At 56.3% G+C, this 14,885-nt stretch carries 13 protein-coding genes; 8 read left to right on the forward strand and 5 right to left on the reverse strand.

Translation table 11 applies throughout. The features are described from left to right. The first annotated feature begins 18 nt into the window (after positions 1-18). Together O1724_RS02005 and O1724_RS02010 are read left to right on the forward strand one after the other, a co-directional pair. A complete protein-coding gene (locus O1724_RS02005) occupies positions 19-1,419 on the forward strand; it encodes a sensor domain-containing diguanylate cyclase (protein WP_003860281.1) in 1,401 nt (466 codons plus the stop codon). 265 nt (positions 1,420-1,684) lie between these two features. Further along, positions 1,685-3,250 carry an EAL domain-containing protein gene (locus O1724_RS02010; RefSeq protein WP_045331358.1) on the forward strand — a complete coding sequence of 522 codons (1,566 nt, stop codon included), beginning with the start codon at positions 1,685-1,687 and terminating at the stop codon, positions 3,248-3,250. Between the two features lie 6 nt (positions 3,251-3,256). On the opposite strand, the gene soxS is transcribed toward O1724_RS02010, so the two are convergent. Next, positions 3,257-3,583 (reverse strand): superoxide response transcriptional regulator SoxS, encoded by a 327-nt coding sequence (soxS, locus tag O1724_RS02015; protein ID WP_003860277.1) that lies wholly within the window; start codon positions 3,581-3,583, stop codon positions 3,257-3,259. 98 nt (positions 3,584-3,681) lie between these two features. Here soxS and soxR point away from each other — a divergent pair, with 98 nt between their 5' ends. The 4 genes from soxR to O1724_RS02035 all read left to right on the forward strand — a co-directional run bounded on the left by soxR (position 3,682) and on the right by O1724_RS02035 (position 8,565). Further along, positions 3,682-4,140 carry a redox-sensitive transcriptional activator SoxR gene (gene soxR, locus O1724_RS02020; RefSeq protein ID WP_003860275.1) on the forward strand — a complete coding sequence of 153 codons (459 nt, stop codon included), beginning with the start codon at positions 3,682-3,684 and terminating at the stop codon, positions 4,138-4,140. 310 nt (positions 4,141-4,450) lie between these two features. After that, on the forward strand, positions 4,451-5,122 hold the full coding sequence (locus O1724_RS02025; RefSeq protein WP_126297355.1) for a glutathione S-transferase family protein: 672 nt from the start codon (positions 4,451-4,453) through the stop codon (positions 5,120-5,122). Positions 5,123-5,416: 294 nt separating this feature from the next. Further along, the gene (ghxP, locus tag O1724_RS02030; protein WP_023315228.1) at positions 5,417-6,766 is read left to right on the forward strand and encodes a guanine/hypoxanthine transporter GhxP; all 1,350 of its coding nucleotides are present in this window, start codon (positions 5,417-5,419) and stop codon (positions 6,764-6,766) included. A 152-nt stretch (positions 6,767-6,918) separates the two neighbouring features. Next, the gene (locus O1724_RS02035; protein WP_003860270.1) at positions 6,919-8,565 is read left to right on the forward strand and encodes a Na+/H+ antiporter; all 1,647 of its coding nucleotides are present in this window, start codon (positions 6,919-6,921) and stop codon (positions 8,563-8,565) included. Positions 8,566-8,624: 59 nt separating this feature from the next. Here the strand turns inward: O1724_RS02035 and O1724_RS02040 are convergent, their stop codons facing one another. Then, on the reverse strand, positions 8,625-9,506 hold the full coding sequence (locus O1724_RS02040; protein WP_003860268.1) for a LysR family transcriptional regulator: 882 nt from the start codon (positions 9,504-9,506) through the stop codon (positions 8,625-8,627). Positions 9,507-9,608: 102 nt separating this feature from the next. Between O1724_RS02040 and O1724_RS02045 the strand changes: the two genes are divergently transcribed. Further along, a complete protein-coding gene (locus tag O1724_RS02045; protein ID WP_003860266.1) occupies positions 9,609-10,019 on the forward strand; it encodes a CidA/LrgA family protein in 411 nt (136 codons plus the stop codon). Beyond that, positions 10,012-10,701: an LrgB family protein gene (locus tag O1724_RS02050; RefSeq protein WP_032661181.1), complete on the forward strand. Its 690-nt coding sequence runs from the start codon at positions 10,012-10,014 to the stop codon at positions 10,699-10,701. The genes O1724_RS02045 and O1724_RS02050 overlap by 8 nt, the downstream gene beginning before the upstream one ends. Before the next feature lie 33 nt (positions 10,702-10,734). On the opposite strand, the gene actP is transcribed toward O1724_RS02050, so the two are convergent. The 3 genes from actP to acs form a co-directional block, all read right to left on the reverse strand. Beyond that, positions 10,735-12,384 carry a cation/acetate symporter ActP gene (gene actP, locus O1724_RS02055; RefSeq protein WP_414540122.1) on the reverse strand — a complete coding sequence of 550 codons (1,650 nt, stop codon included), beginning with the start codon at positions 12,382-12,384 and terminating at the stop codon, positions 10,735-10,737. After that, positions 12,381-12,695, reverse strand: a complete 315-nt coding sequence (locus O1724_RS02060; RefSeq protein WP_479983915.1) for a DUF485 domain-containing protein — start codon at positions 12,693-12,695, stop codon at positions 12,381-12,383. Before O1724_RS02060 ends, actP begins: the two co-directional genes overlap by 4 nt. Before the next feature lie 88 nt (positions 12,696-12,783). Continuing rightward, positions 12,784-14,742 carry an acetate--CoA ligase gene (gene acs / locus O1724_RS02065; RefSeq protein ID WP_109948763.1) on the reverse strand — a complete coding sequence of 653 codons (1,959 nt, stop codon included), beginning with the start codon at positions 14,740-14,742 and terminating at the stop codon, positions 12,784-12,786. Positions 14,743-14,885 lie beyond the last annotated feature (143 nt).

Consider the following 14,885-nt stretch of genomic DNA (forward strand, 5'->3'; position numbering starts at 1 on the left):
ATGACCTGCGAAAAGATAATGAAAGAACAAAGACGCGAGATTATTAACGACAGCATGCAGGCGCTGCACGCCCTGGCGAAGCTGATGCCGCAACTCAACGCGCAGTGTTCGCCGGTGGAAATGCTGGAAACCATCAACAGCGCTCTGGGGGCAAATCTCTCGTGGGTCAGTGTCGAATCCGCAGACGGCCCGCGCGTGGTTTGTGCCGGCGACGTGACGTGTCACGCCTTCAACGTGGCGGATTTTCTTGCCAGCACCCTGTTGCAGCGGCATCACCGCGCCTGGCGGGTTATCTACTGGAAAGCGCATATTGGCCGGGCGGTATTTTCCCCTCAGCACCCGGGCTATGCGCGGCTGCAAAGCGGCGTCCTGTGTAAACTCTCAGCGCATGGCAGACAGTGCAGTGGTTATTTCTTTTTGGCTTTTAATGGAAAACTTACCTCGTTGCCGATACTGAAAAATATCGTGGTGGTATTGGTTGAGAAGCTAAAAGATTATTTTGATGACATCATCGTGCGGGAAAAAACGGCGCAAGAAATGCAGCGCGTCGTCACGCAATATAAAACCTTATTTGAGCGTGCGCCGGTATTAATGAACGCCTTTGACAGGCATAACCGGTGTGTATTGTGGAATGCCGAATGCGAAAAAGTCTTTGGCTGGAGTATGACTGAAATCGACGAGCACCCCGATCCGCTGGCCCTGTTTTATCCGGATCCCGAGGAGCGACAGCGCGTGCAGGAGTCGGTTCGTTTCGCACCACTTAAGGATATGTACGAATGGCACCCGGTGCGTAAAGACGGGACGCAGTTAACGATTCTCTGGTCAAACATCCTTTTGCCGGATAACTCCATTCTCAATATTGGCCTGGATATCACCGAACGTAAAAAAGCAGAACAGCAGCTGACCGTCAAAGCCACCACGGACGATCTGACGGGCTGTCTGAATCGCTCGACAATCTTACAGCAGCTCAAAATGGCGCTGGCAGCCAGTTCGCCGCAGGATGTCAGTAGCCACTTCTGTCTCCTGATGTTCGATCTCGATTATTTCAAGCAGATTAACGATCGGTGGGGACATCAGGTTGGCGATGCGGCATTGATTCACTTTTGCGACCGTATTCGCGAGGTGAGCCCGGCCGGGTCAGCGCTGGGACGGGTGGGGGGCGAAGAGTTTGTTCTTCTGCTGGCGCGTACGGATGGTATGGCCGCTACGTTGCTCTCTTCTCGCCTGCGTGCCGCGCTGATCTCAAAACCGCTGCGTGTGGGCGATAAAACGCTGGTACTCTCCTTCAGCGCCGGGGTGGTTGAAGTCTGTCAGGGGCAACGAGATACTTCTGCCATACTGATGCGTGCCGATAAGGCATTATATGACGCCAAGCGTACGGGAAGAGGAAAAACGGTCCTGGCGTCTGATTATTTATAAATCAGCATAAGAACAAAGAGCAGGCTATTTCAGCCAGCGAATTTTCCACACCTGTCGCGGGTAATTATTTTCCTTATCAGAAACGAAATGAATACTTTTAGTTTGGCTTACGGGAAAATATTATCGGCATCACGAATTTTAGGATTTTTAATACCAAAAGTCAGTTGCTAACTTCCTATGATTCATGCAACGTAATCACCTGTTTATCAAAGCAGCCGGTCTTCATTGCTACAGGCGTACAACATGCAGGGATACAGAGCGGGAAATGAATCGTAGCGCGCGGCGCAAAATGCTCAAAGTGGTCGGGATTATCATGGTAGTTATGCTGCCGGTGATGCTTGCGCTATGGTTTGCCCAGCTTAGTGCAGTGTCGGAAATCAGCGCCCAGCTGCGCACGTTTGCTGAACTTGCTTTAAATAAAACTGAACGGGTTATTCAACAGGTTGACCTGGCCCGGAAAGACGCGGAAAAATATCAGGGCAAAGTGTGTACGCCGGAGCATCGTCAATATATGTTGAACGTTTCCCGCGGTCGCCTTTTTGTTGCCGATTTAATTTATGCTGATGGCCAGGACTTTCTCTGCTCGACCCTTTTTACGCCGAAACACCCTTACATCATACCCGCTGCCAATTACACACGTAAACCCGACGTTGCTATCTATTATTTTCGCGATACACCATTTTTTAATGGTTATAAAATGATATATATGCAGCGCGGAAATTATGTCGCAGTGGTCAACCCGCTTTCGTACAGTGAGGTGATGTCAGACGATCGTTCCCTGTCGTGGGGAGTGTATGATACCGTCAGCAATGCATTCTTTTCTGTGAGCCAGAAAGCCAATATTTCTTTATTGCATTCGATGCTTCGACATCAGGAAACGACTTTTCAGAAAGATGACCGTTTTTATACGATCGTAAAATCAGAGCAGCGGCCCATTGCGGCCATCGTTTCAACCTCCAGTGCCCGTTTTTATAAAACGCTTTATCATCAGGCTACCCTGACGCTACCGCTAGGGATAATTTGCAGCATTATTATTCTGCTGGTGTGGTCGCGTACACACCGTGAATTCAATTCGCCTGGCCGACTTCTGCACCGGGCGCTGAATAAACGCCAGCTGTGCGTCCATTATCAGCCCATTATTGATATTAAAAATAACCAGTGCGTGGGGGCAGAGGCGTTGTTGCGCTGGCCTGGATTCAACGGTCAGGTTATGAGCCCGGCGGAATTTATTCCCCTGGCAGAAAAAGAGGGGATGATTGAGCGCATTACGGATTACGTCGTTGAGGAGGTGTTCAGCGATCTGGGCCATTTTCTTGCCGCTCATCCCGATCTGTATGTCTCGATTAACCTGTCGGCGTCAGATTTCCACTCTTCGCGTCTTATCGCCCTGATCTCCGACAAAGCCCGCTTTTACTCGGTTCGCGCGCAGCAGATCAAAATTGAGGTGACGGAGCGGGGGTTTATTGACGTGCCGAAAACCACGCCGGTCATTCAGGCGTTTCGTCAGGCGGGGTATGAAGTGGCGATTGATGATTTCGGAACCGGCTACTCTAACCTGCATAACCTCTATTCGCTGAACGTCGATATCCTGAAAATCGACAAATCCTTTATCGATACCTTAACCACCAACAGCACCAGCCACCTGATTGCCGAGCACATCATTGAGATGGCGCAAAGCCTGCGGCTGAAAACCATTGCGGAAGGGGTCGAGACGGGGGAGCAGGTGAGCTGGCTGCTGAAGCGTGGCGTACAGTATTGCCAGGGATGGCACTTCGCGAAAGCGATGCCGCCCCAGGCATTTATGGCCTGGCAGCAGCAACCCTTGCGTTAACACGCATTAATTGAGCTGATGGCGGTAGTCGCTCGGCGTACGGTCAAACTCGCGGCGGAAGACGCGGGAAAAGGTCTGCTGCGACACATAGCCCAGATCCATTGCGATATCAAAAATGGGCCGCTGCGTTGAGCGTAACGCCTGCGCCGCCAGCAGGAGCCTGCGCTGGCGAATGTAATCACCCAGCGTTTGATGCATTACAGTGCGGAACATTCTCTGTAAATACCATTTCGAATAGCCCGACTTTTTAGCGACCACATCAATGTTCAACGGCTGGTCGATATGTTCATCAATCCATTCAATAAGTGTCTGAATAATTTGCTGATGCGACATAAGGTTACCCCTCTGTGGAGACATCTGTCCTGGTTGATTCGTCATTTTCTCTGCGGGGGAGTATAATTCCTCAAGTTAACTTGAGGTAAAGAGGTTTTATGGAAAAGAGATTACCGCGCATCAAAGCACTGTTAACCCCCGGTGAAGTGGCTAAGCGAAGCGGTGTGGCGGTGTCGGCGCTCCACTTCTATGAAAGCAAAGGGTTAATAAAAAGTATCCGTAACGCCGGAAACCAGCGGCGCTACACGCGCGATGTGCTCCGCTACGTGGCGATTATCAAAATTGCGCAACGTATCGGCATACCTCTGGCCACCATTGGTGACGCGTTCGGCGTATTGCCGGAAGGACACTCGCTGAGCGCGAAAGAGTGGAAGCAGCTGTCGTCCCAGTGGCGAGAAGAACTGGATCGTCGTATTCACACGCTGGTGGCCCTGCGCGATGAACTGGATGGCTGCATTGGTTGCGGGTGTTTATCACGTAGCGATTGCCCGCTGCGTAACCCGGGTGACAGGCTGGGCGAGCAGGGAACAGGGGCACGGTTGCTGGAGGAGGATTGAGAGGTGTTTGCCGGGTAAGACGCAGCCGCCACCCGGCAACAAACATAAAGAACTAAAGCGCCACTAAGGGCGCTTTAGTTTTTTCCGGTCTTTGTCTTTCTCTCTATCCCGCTGGCTCACGGGAGGGTTTCCCCCGACATCAGTACCCCTCGTGTCGAGCTTGTGAAGGAGGTTCCGGTTTGTACTGACACTTTAATTTTATGCCCGGCCGCCGTTTTTGCCACCGGAGACGGTGAGATTTTAGCCGAATTTTTTTCGTGAAGTTGTTCAGTTTTCTATAGTTAAAAAGTATGAATCATCGGAGAACATCATGCTAACGGTCCACCACCTTAATCAGTCTCGTTCACATCGTGTCCTCTGGGCGCTGGAAGAGCTGGGTCTGACGTACGACATCGTGCGCTACCAGCGTGAAAAAACCATGCTCGCGCCAGACTCGCTCAAAAAAGTGCATCCGCTGGGAAAATCCCCGGTACTCGAAGATAACGGACTGGTTCTGGCCGAATCAGGTGCGATTCTGGAATATCTTCAGGAAACGTACGATTCGGCGTCACGATTCAAACCGTTAGATCCCGCCCATAAAGTGCAGTATCGCTTCTGGCTGCATTACGCCGAAGGGTCTTTGATGCCGCTACTGTTAATGAAGCTGGTGTTTAACAGCCTCGGCAAACCACCCGTCCCGTTTGGCCTGCGCACGCTGGGTAAGGCGCTGGGGCAGGGGGTGCAAAAAGCGTATCTCAACCGCCAGCTGGAAACGCATGCGCGCTTTATTAACGATCATCTTGCCGAAAGCAGCTGGTTTGCCGGCGACACGCTGACCATGGCTGATATCCAGATGAGTTTTCCCCTCTTCGCCCTGCTGGCGAGAGGCGGCATCGACAATCTCGACCACATAGCGGCGTGGAAACAGAGAGTGGAGGCACGTCCGGGCTGGCAGACAACGCTTGCGAAAGGCGGCCCACTGACGATCCCCGGCGAGGGATGAAATTTAACGAAATTGCGCATGGACGATAACGTTTGCGCATCCTCTGCTTAATTCTTCATCGTCATGAGGCAATTTTAGCGAAAAACGAGAAAGTTCAGTTGAAAAGGGCGGGTATTAGGCTAGATAATCGTTTGCCTTAATTTGACCACCCGTTTGTAAGCGCGGAGCTAAACGTTTGCTTTTTCTGTGACGCCCTTTCGTCGCAAACGCAACACAAGGATTTGACGTTTAGCTGGCAGTGGCGTCTCCACCTCGCTTACGGACTTCCTAAAAAACTCTCAGGGGATGTTTTCTATGTCTACGCCATCTGCGCGTACCGGCGGTTCACTTGACGCCATGTTTAAAATTTCTGCTCGCGGCAGCACCGTGCGCCAGGAAGTTGTTGCCGGTCTGACCACGTTTCTGGCGATGGTGTACTCCGTCATCGTGGTGCCGGGCATGCTCGGCAAAGCGGGCTTCCCGCCAGCGGCGGTCTTCGTTGCCACCTGCCTGGTTGCGGGTGTGGGTTCGATTGTGATGGGCCTGTGGGCGAACCTGCCTCTGGCGATCGGGTGCGCCATCTCCCTGACCGCGTTTACCGCCTTCAGCCTGGTGCTGGGCCAGCAGATCAGCGTCCCGGTAGCGCTCGGCGCCGTGTTCCTGATGGGCGTGCTGTTCACCGTAATTTCAGCAACCGGCATTCGTAGCTGGATTTTGCGCAACCTGCCGCAGGGCGTGGCGCACGGCACCGGCATCGGTATTGGTCTGTTCCTGCTGCTGATCGCTGCCAACGGCGTCGGCCTGGTCATCAAGAACCCGCTGGACGGCCTGCCGGTTGCGCTGGGTAACTTCGCGAGCTTCCCGGTGATCATGTCGCTGGTGGGTCTGGCGGTGATCATTGGCCTGGAAAAACTGAAAGTGCCGGGCGGCATTCTGCTGACCATTATCGGCGTGTCTATCGTCGGCCTGATCTTCGACCCGACCGTTCATTTCTCCGGGATTTTCGCCATGCCGTCGCTGAGCGATGACAAAGGCAACTCCCTGATTGGCAGCCTGGATATTGTGGGCGCGCTGAACCCAGTGATCCTGCCAAGCGTGCTGGCGCTGGTAATGACCGCGGTGTTTGACGCCACCGGCACCATCCGCGCGGTGGCCGGTCAGGCGAACCTGCTGGATAAAGACGGACAGATTATTGACGGCGGCAAAGCGCTGACCACCGACTCCCTGAGCAGCGTTTTCTCTGGTCTGGTGGGTGCGGCGCCTGCGGCGGTGTACATCGAGTCCGCAGCGGGTACGGCGGCGGGCGGTAAAACCGGCCTGACGGCCATCACCGTTGGCGTACTGTTTCTGCTGATCCTGTTCCTCTCTCCGCTCTCTTATCTGGTGCCAGCTTACGCGACCGCACCTGCGCTGATGTACGTTGGCCTGCTGATGCTGAGCAACGTGGCGAAAATCGACTTCGCGGATTTTGTTGATGCCATGTCCGGCCTGATCACTGCGGTATTCATCGTGCTGACCTGTAACATCGTGACCGGCATTATGATCGGCTTCGCCTCGCTGGTGATTGGGCGTCTGGTCTCCGGTGAGTGGCGTAAGCTGAACATCGGTACCGTGGTCATCGCCGTTGCGCTGGTGGCGTTCTACGCGGGCGGCTGGGCCATCTGAATTGACTTTTTATGCGAAAACGGGTGGCTAAGGCCGCCCGTTTTTATTTTCAGGACTCATCCTGTTGCCTTTTACGTTACTCTGGAGAGGATAGAATAAGAGGCACGACGCCTCAGGTTTGGCTTATAAGAAACACAGCAAACAGGGAACGCATGGAAATTTTCTTCACAATACTCATCATGACCCTTGTGGTCTCATTATCCGGGGTGGTTACACGCGTACTGCCCTTCCAGGTCCCCCTGCCCTTAATGCAAATAGCTATCGGCGCGCTGCTGGCGTGGCCGACGTTCGGTCTGCACGTGGAGTTCGATCCGGAACTGTTTCTCGTGCTGTTTATCCCGCCGCTGCTGTTTGCCGATGGCTGGAAAACGCCGACGCGCGAATTTCTGGAGCACGGGCGAGAGATCTTCGGCCTGGCGCTGGCGCTGGTGGTCGTCACCGTGGTCGGGATTGGTTTCCTGATCTACTGGGCCGTACCGGGGATCCCGCTCATCCCCGCCTTTGCGCTGGCTGCCGTGCTGTCGCCTACCGACGCCGTGGCGCTGTCCGGCATTGTGGGTGAAGGGCGCATTCCAAAGAAAATCATGGGCATTTTGCAGGGCGAGGCGCTGATGAACGACGCCTCTGGCCTGGTCGCCCTGAAGTTTGCCGTGGCGGTTGCCATGGGCACCATGGTCTTTACCGTAGGCGGCGCGACCCTGGAATTCTTCAAGGTGGCGATTGGCGGTATCCTCGCGGGCTTCGTAGTGAGCTGGCTGTACGGACGCTCGCTGCGCTTCCTTAGCCGCTGGGGTGGTGATGAACCGGCGACGCAGATCGTCCTGCTGTTCCTGCTGCCGTTCGCCTCTTACCTGATTGCCGAACATATCGGCGTGTCGGGCATTCTGGCGGCGGTAGCTGCGGGGATGACCATCACCCGCTCCGGCGTGATGCGCCGCGCACCGCTGGCGATGCGCCTGCGTGCAAACAGTACCTGGGCGATGCTCGAGTTTGTCTTTAACGGCATGGTGTTCCTGCTGTTGGGCCTGCAACTGCCGGGCATTATGGAATCCTCGCTGATTGCGGCCGAAGCGGATCCAAACGTTGAAGTCTGGATGCTATTTACCGATATCGTACTCATCTACCTTGCGCTGATGCTGGTACGTTTCGGCTGGCTGTGGACGATGAAGAAATTCAGCGTTCGCTTCCTGACCAAAAAGCCGATGGAGTTTGGCTCGTGGACCACGCGCGAGCTGCTGATTGCCTCTTTCGCGGGCGTTCGCGGGGCGATCACCCTTGCTGGTGTACTCTCCATTCCCCTGCTTCTGCCGACGGGCGACGTCTTCCCGGCGCGCTACGAGCTGGTGTTCCTGGCGGCGGGCGTGATCCTCTTCTCGCTGTTTGTCGGCGTGATTATGCTGCCGATTCTGCTGCAACATATTGACGCGGGTGACTCCTCGCAGCAGCACAAAGAAGAGCGGATTGCCCGTGCGGCGACGGCGGAAGTGGCGATTGTCGCCATCGAGAAAATGGAGGAGCGTCTGGCCGCCGATGCCGAAGAGAACATTGATAACCAGCTGCTGAAGGAAGTCAGTTCACGCGTGATTGGTAATTTGCGTCGCCGTGCTGACGGACGTAACGACGTGGAAAGTTCGTTGCAGGAAGAGAACCTCGAACGCCGTTTCCGCCTGGCGGCGCTGCGCTCCGAGCGTGCCGAGCTGTATCACCTGCGCGCGACGCGGCAGATCAGTAACGAGACGCTGCAAAAGCTGCTGCACGATCTGGACCTGCTGGAAGCGTTGTTGATAGAGAATCAGTAGCGCGCTTTGCCCCCTCACCCTAGCCCTCGCCCTATGGGGAGAGGGGTTGGGGTGAGGGGTCAGGGCACCCAAAACCCCTCACAGCATTGCAACCACGCCTGCGCGCTGTGCGACAGATAGACCCCTTCACGCCAGATCATCCCCAGCTGCCAGTGCAGGTCGCTCTCCAGCGGGATCCAGCGCAGCGTGTTTTTATCCAGCCGCTCGCAGATCGGCTGCGGCAGAATGGCAATCCCCACGCCCGCCTGTACCATCGCCGCCAGAAAATCCCACTGGCCGCTGCGCACCGCAATGCGCGGCTTTACGTTGTGCTGGTTAAACAGCGCCATCAGCTGGCGGCTTAAGGCAAAATCTTCGTTGTAAATCAGCAGAGGGTGTTCGCCGAGCAGCTCGGGTTTTACTGAGTCTATCTTCAGCCAGTCGCCGGAGCGCGGCACCAGCACGCACAGCGGGTGGCTGAACAGCGGCAGCGTCGCCAGGCCGCTTTCCTCCTCTACGGGAAGGGCCGTCATGGCCACGTCCAGTTCACCGTTCATCACCGCCTGCTGCACGGTCAGGCCGCCAAATTCAGAAATTTTTAGCTCAACGCCGGGATAGCGCTGACGAAACAGGCTTATCGGCCCGGCCATCATCATGCCGACCATCGGCGGAATACCGAGCCGCAGCAGCCCTTTTGTCAGGTGGTTGATGTCCCCAAGCTCGGCCTCCAGCTGGCGGAACTCTGCCAGAATGGCCAGCCCGCGCTCGAACACTACGCGACCGGTATCGGTCAGCAGTAGCTTGCGCCCGTCGCGGATCAGCAGCGTACAGTTCAGCTCATCTTCGAGGTTTTTCAGCATCTTGCTGATGGTCGGCTGGGTTACGAATAACTTCTCCGCTGCGCGAGTAAAACTTTGCTGGCGAACCACCTCGACAAAATAGCGCAGCGTTCTTATGTCCATGATTATTCCTCGAAACTATACCTTCGATGATTTTAATTCATTTCAGTCGATACCGTACGCTCACTATACTGGCGCCTCGTCTCATTTCTGAGGAAAACCCCCATGGCCGTGGCGTTAAGCCGTGTTACGCCTGCCGTTGTGCAACGACTTCAGGTACCGGTTCAGGTACTGCTCTACGCGGGACTGTTTGTTTTCGCGGAATATCTTGTCGACTGGCTGCATCTGCCTTTACCCGCCAACCTGGTGGGGATGGTGCTGATGCTGACGCTGATCCTCTCTCGCGCGTTGCCCCTTAACTGGGTGCGCGCCGGGGCGCGCTGGCTGCTGGCGGAGATGCTATTGTTCTTTGTGCCGGCCGTGGTGGCGGTGGTGAATTATGCACAACTGCTGATGGTCGACGGCTGGCGCATCTTTGCGGTTATCGCCCTGAGCACGCTGATGGTGCTGGGCGCCACCGCCTGGGTGGTGGATAAGGTGTATCGCTTTGAAATCAGCAGGCAGAAGCATGACTAACTTTCAGATAAGCCTGCTGTGCCTGATTGCGACAGTCGTCATCTACTTTGCCAACAAGCGCCTGTATCGCCGCTTTCGCGCGCTGCCGCTGATGCCGTTGGTCTTTACGCCGATCCTGCTGGTGCTGATGCTGGTCTTCGGCCATATATCCTGGCAGAACTACATTGGCGAATCCCACTGGCTGCTGTGGCTGCTCGGCCCGGCGACCATCGCCTTCGCCGTACCCGTTTATGACAACCTCGCTATTATCAGACGCCACTGGATGTCGCTCAGCGCGGGCGTCGTCACCGCGACGGTGGTGGCGGTGAGCAGCTCGGTCTGGCTGGCGCGGCTGTTTACCCTGTCGGATGAAATCCAGCGCAGCCTGGCGGTGCGTTCGGTGACCACGCCGTTTGCGCTGGCAGCCGCCAAACCGCTCGGTGGCCAGCCGGATCTGGTGGCGCTGTTTGTGGTGGTGACGGGCGTCTTTGGGATGGCGGTGGGCGATATGCTGTTTCTGCGGCTTTCTATTCGGGAAGGAATGGCCAAAGGCGCGGGATTTGGCGCGGCGTCGCACGGCGCGGGCACGGCACGCTCCTATGAGCTGGGACAGCAGGAGGGCGTTGTCGCGAGCCTGGTGATGATGCTTTCGGGCGTCACGATGGTGCTGATCGCACCGTTGGTGGCGTGGGTGATGTTTTAAGCTCCCCGGCCAGAGCGACCGGGGAGAAAAGGCTTAGTGCGCGCGGCCCTGCTCAACGCCCAGGCCAGTTTGCGAGCGGATAAACTGGGCGCGGAATTTTTCACGCTCCAGGTTACCTTCCGGCGAATTGTCGGTAGCCGAGAAGACCCAGATACCGATAAACGCCACGGCAATGGAGAACAGCGCCGGGTATTCATACGGGAAGATAGCGCTTTCGTGACCGAGGATATGCACCCAAATCGTTGGGCCCAGAATCATCAGGATCACCGCAGTCAGCAGCCCCAGCCAGCCGCCAATCATCGCCCCACGGGTGGTCAGTTTTGACCAGTACATGGAGAGCAGAATGATCGGGAAGTTACAGCTTGCCGCAATCGAGAAGGCCAGCCCGACCATAAAGGCGATGTTCTGCTTCTCGAACAAAATCCCCAGCAGGATGGCGACAACGCCCAGCACCAGCACGGTGATTTTGGAGACCTTCAGCTCATCGCGCTCGCTTGCGCCTTTGCGGAAGACGTTGGCGTAGAGGTCATGCGAAACCGCCGACGCGCCGGCCAGCGTCAGCCCTGCAACCACCGCGAGGATGGTGGCAAAGGCCACGGCAGAGATAAAGCCGAGGAACAGGTTGCCGCCCACCGCGTCGGCCAGATGCACCGCCGCCATGTTGTTACCGCCGATAAGCGCGCCCGCCGCGTCTTTAAACGCCGGGTTCGCCCCCACAAGCATGATCGCGCCAAAGCCGATAATAAAGGTCAGGATATAGAAGTAACCCATAAACCCGGTGGCGTAGAACACGCTCTTACGCGCTTCACGCGCATCTGACACCGTGAAGAAGCGCATCAGGATATGCGGCAGACCTGCGGTACCGAACATCAGGCCGAGACCGAGCGAGAGCGCGGATATCGGATCTTTCACCAGCCCACCCGGGCTCATGATCGCTTCCCCTTTCGGATGCACTGACATGGCTTCGGTAAACAGATTATTGAAGCTGAACCCAACGTGCTTCATCACCATAAAGGCCATAAAGCTGGCGCCGAACAGCAGCAGTACCGCTTTGATGATCTGTACCCAGGTGGTGGCCAGCATGCCGCCGAACAGGACATACATCACCATCAGCACGCCCACCAGCACCACCGCGATGTGGTAGTTCAGGCCGAACAGCAGCTCGATCAGCTTACCCGCACCCACCATCTGCGCAATCAGGTACAGCGCCACCACCACCAGCGAACCGCAGGCGGAGAGGGTACGAATCGGCCCCTGCTTCAGGCGATAGGAGGCCACGTCGGCGAAGGTGTAGCGGCCCAGATTGCGCAGGCGCTCGGCAATCAGGAACAGAATGATCGGCCAGCCGACGAGGAAGCCGAGGGAGTAAATCAGGCCGTCATAGCCGGAGGTGTAGACCAGCGCGGAGATCCCGAGGAACGAGGCGGCGGACATAAAGTCACCCGCAATCGCCAGCCCGTTCTGGAAGCCGGTAATGTTGCCGCCTGCGGTGTAGTAATCGTTACGGGAGCGCACGCGTTTCGACGCCCAGTAAGTGATATACAGCGTCAGCACCACGAAAATCAGGAACATGACAATCGCCTGCCAGTTGGTTGGCTGGCGCTGTACCTCGCCGGTAATCGCATCTGCCGCGTGGGCGGCAAAGGGAAGCGTGGCGGCGAGCGCCGTCAGAATTCTCTTCATGATGCTTTTACCTCTTGCAGTACCGCTTTATTAAGGCGAACGAACTCACCGTTCGCGCGCCAGACGTAGACGCCGGTCAGCACAAATGAAATCACGATGACGCCAATGCCAATGGGAATACCGCGCGTCACGCTGGTGCCCTCGTGCAACGGGGTACCCAGCCAGTGCGGCGCAAAGGCGATCAGCAGAATAAAGCCGACATAGATAATCAGCATGATGATGGAAAGGGTGAAGGCAAACCGTTGCCGTTTTTCGACCAGCTCCCTGTAGTGCGCACTATTCTCTATCTGCTGACAAATATGGTCATTCATCACAGAGTCTCCAAAGGTAAGGTTGGTTTGTTTTTATCCCCTCTCCCCTATGGGGAGAGGGTTAGGGTGAGGGGAGAGGGAGAAAACACTAGGAAGGCATTGCGATGGCCTGCTTCTCTTCGAGCAGTTTTTCCACCACGCCAGGATCCGCGAGCGTTGAGGTATCACCGAGGTTGCTGGTGTCGCCTGCCGCGATTTTGCGCAAGATACGGCGCATGATTTTGCCGGAGCGGGTTTTCGGCAGCGAGTCGGTCCAGTGCAGCACGTCCGGCGTCGCCAGCGGGCCAATCTCTTTACGCACCCAGTTGCGCACCTCGGTATACAGCTCTGGCGACGGCTCTTCGCCGTGGTTCAGGGTGACGTAGGCGTAGATCGCCTGGCCCTTGATGTTGTGCGGAATGCCGACAACCGCCGCTTCGGCAATCTTCGGATGCGACACCAGCGCAGACTCAATCTCCGCCGTGCCCAGACGGTGGCCAGAGACGTTCAGCACGTCGTCCACGCGTCCGGTGATCCAGTAATAACCGTCTTCATCCCGGCGCGCGCCGTCGCCGCTGAAGTACATGTTTTTGAAGGTCGAGAAGTAGGTCTGCTCGAACCGCTCGTGGTCGCCGAACAGGGTACGCGCCTGGCCAGGCCAGGAATCGACGATCACCAGATTGCCCTCGGTGGCGCCTTCCTGCGGATTGCCTTCGTTATCCACTAGTGCAGGCTGTACCCCGAAGAACGGACGGGTGGCCGAACCGGCTTTCAGCTGCGTGGCGCCCGGCATCGGGGTGATCATAAAGCCGCCGGTTTCGGTCTGCCACCAGGTGTCCATCACCGGGCACTTCTCGTTGCCGATCTTCTTCCAGTACCACTCCCAGGCTTCCGGGTTGATCGGCTCGCCCACGGAGCCGAGGATGCGCAGGGAAGAGCGGTCCGTGCCTTCGATGGCTTTATCGCCTTCCGCCATTAATGCGCGGATCGCCGTTGGCGCGGTGTAGAGAATGTTGACCTGATGCTTATCAACCACCTGGCACATACGCGCCGGCGTTGGCCAGTTCGGTACGCCTTCAAACATCAGCGTCGTTGCGCCGCAGGCCAGCGGGCCGTACAGCAGGTAGCTGTGGCCGGTGACCCAGCCCACGTCGGCGGTACACCAGTAGATGTCGCCCGGATGGTAGTCGAAAACGTATTTAAAGGTGGTGGCCGCGTAAACCAGATAGCCGCCGGTGGTATGCAGCACGCCTTTCGGCTTACCGGTGGAGCCGGAGGTATAAAGAATAAACAGCGGATCTTCCGCGTTCATCTCTTCCGGCTGATGCTGGTCGCTCGCTTTTTCAATCAGATCGCTCCACCACAGGTCACGCCCCTCGTGCCAGTCGATTTTGCCGCCCGTGCGTTTGAAGACAATGACGTTACTGATGGATTTCACGTTCGGGTTTTTCAGCGCTTCATCAACGTTTTTCTTCAGCGGAATACCGCGCCCGGCGCGCACACCCTCGTCAGCGGTGATCACCAGCTTCGAATTCGAGTCGACAATACGCCCGGCAACCGCCTCCGGCGAGAAGCCGCCGAAGATAACGGAGTGGATCGCGCCGATGCGCGCGCAGGCCAGCATAGCCACCGCCGCTTCCGGCACCATTGGCATATAGATCGCCACTACATCGCCTTTTTTAATGCCCTGGGCCAGCAGCACGTTGGCAAAGCGGCACACGTCGCGATGCAGTTCTTTATACGAGATGTGTTTACTCTGAGAGGCATCGTCGCCTTCCCAGATGATGGCCGTTTCGTTGCCGCGTTCGGCAAGATGGCGGTCCAGGCAGTTCGCCGCCAGGTTCAGCGTGCCGTCTTCATACCATTTAATGGAGACGTTGCCCGGCGCGAAAGAGGTGTTCTTTACCTTCTGATAAGGTTTGATCCAGTCGAGGATGTGACCCTGCTCACCCCAGAACGCGTCAGGGCTGGAAACGGACTGCTGGTATTTCTCCTGGTACTGCTCCGGACTTATCAGGCAACGGTCCGCAATGTTTGCGGGAATGTCGTGTTTGTGTATTTGGCTCATGGCTTTTTTTCTCCTTGTAAGATGTTAATAATATGTCGCAAAAACGTTAATAGTAGGGGCTTTACAAGCTTTGTTTAGTATTTGGGCGACAGATCACGCAATGTCTGAAGAGTATGAAAATTGAGCGAATGAAACTTTGAAGG

The sequence above is a fragment of the Enterobacter cloacae complex sp. HYC074_NIDB genome (assembly GCF_056673345.1).

Excerpts from the sequence above, each read along its gene's own strand:
- soxS (WP_003860277.1), bottom strand. The coding sequence starts at position 3,583 with ATGTCGCATCAGCAAATTATTCAGACACTTATTGAATGGATTGATGAA.
- O1724_RS02035 (WP_003860270.1), top strand. The coding sequence starts at position 6,919 with ATGGAAATTTTCTTCACAATACTCATCATGACCCTTGTGGTCTCATTA.
- O1724_RS02060 (WP_479983915.1), bottom strand. The coding sequence starts at position 12,695 with ATGAATGACCATATTTGTCAGCAGATAGAGAATAGTGCGCACTACAGG.
- actP (WP_414540122.1), bottom strand. The coding sequence starts at position 12,384 with ATGAAGAGAATTCTGACGGCGCTCGCCGCCACGCTTCCCTTTGCCGCC.
- ghxP (WP_023315228.1), top strand. The coding sequence starts at position 5,417 with ATGTCTACGCCATCTGCGCGTACCGGCGGTTCACTTGACGCCATGTTT.
- O1724_RS02050 (WP_032661181.1), top strand. The coding sequence starts at position 10,012 with ATGACTAACTTTCAGATAAGCCTGCTGTGCCTGATTGCGACAGTCGTC.
- acs (WP_109948763.1), bottom strand. The coding sequence starts at position 14,742 with ATGAGCCAAATACACAAACACGACATTCCCGCAAACATTGCGGACCGT.
- O1724_RS02010 (WP_045331358.1), top strand. The coding sequence starts at position 1,685 with ATGAATCGTAGCGCGCGGCGCAAAATGCTCAAAGTGGTCGGGATTATC.
- soxR (WP_003860275.1), top strand. The coding sequence starts at position 3,682 with ATGGAAAAGAGATTACCGCGCATCAAAGCACTGTTAACCCCCGGTGAA.
- O1724_RS02005 (WP_003860281.1), top strand. The coding sequence starts at position 19 with ATGAAAGAACAAAGACGCGAGATTATTAACGACAGCATGCAGGCGCTG.
- O1724_RS02025 (WP_126297355.1), top strand. The coding sequence starts at position 4,451 with ATGCTAACGGTCCACCACCTTAATCAGTCTCGTTCACATCGTGTCCTC.
- O1724_RS02040 (WP_003860268.1), bottom strand. The coding sequence starts at position 9,506 with ATGGACATAAGAACGCTGCGCTATTTTGTCGAGGTGGTTCGCCAGCAA.
- O1724_RS02045 (WP_003860266.1), top strand. The coding sequence starts at position 9,609 with ATGGCCGTGGCGTTAAGCCGTGTTACGCCTGCCGTTGTGCAACGACTT.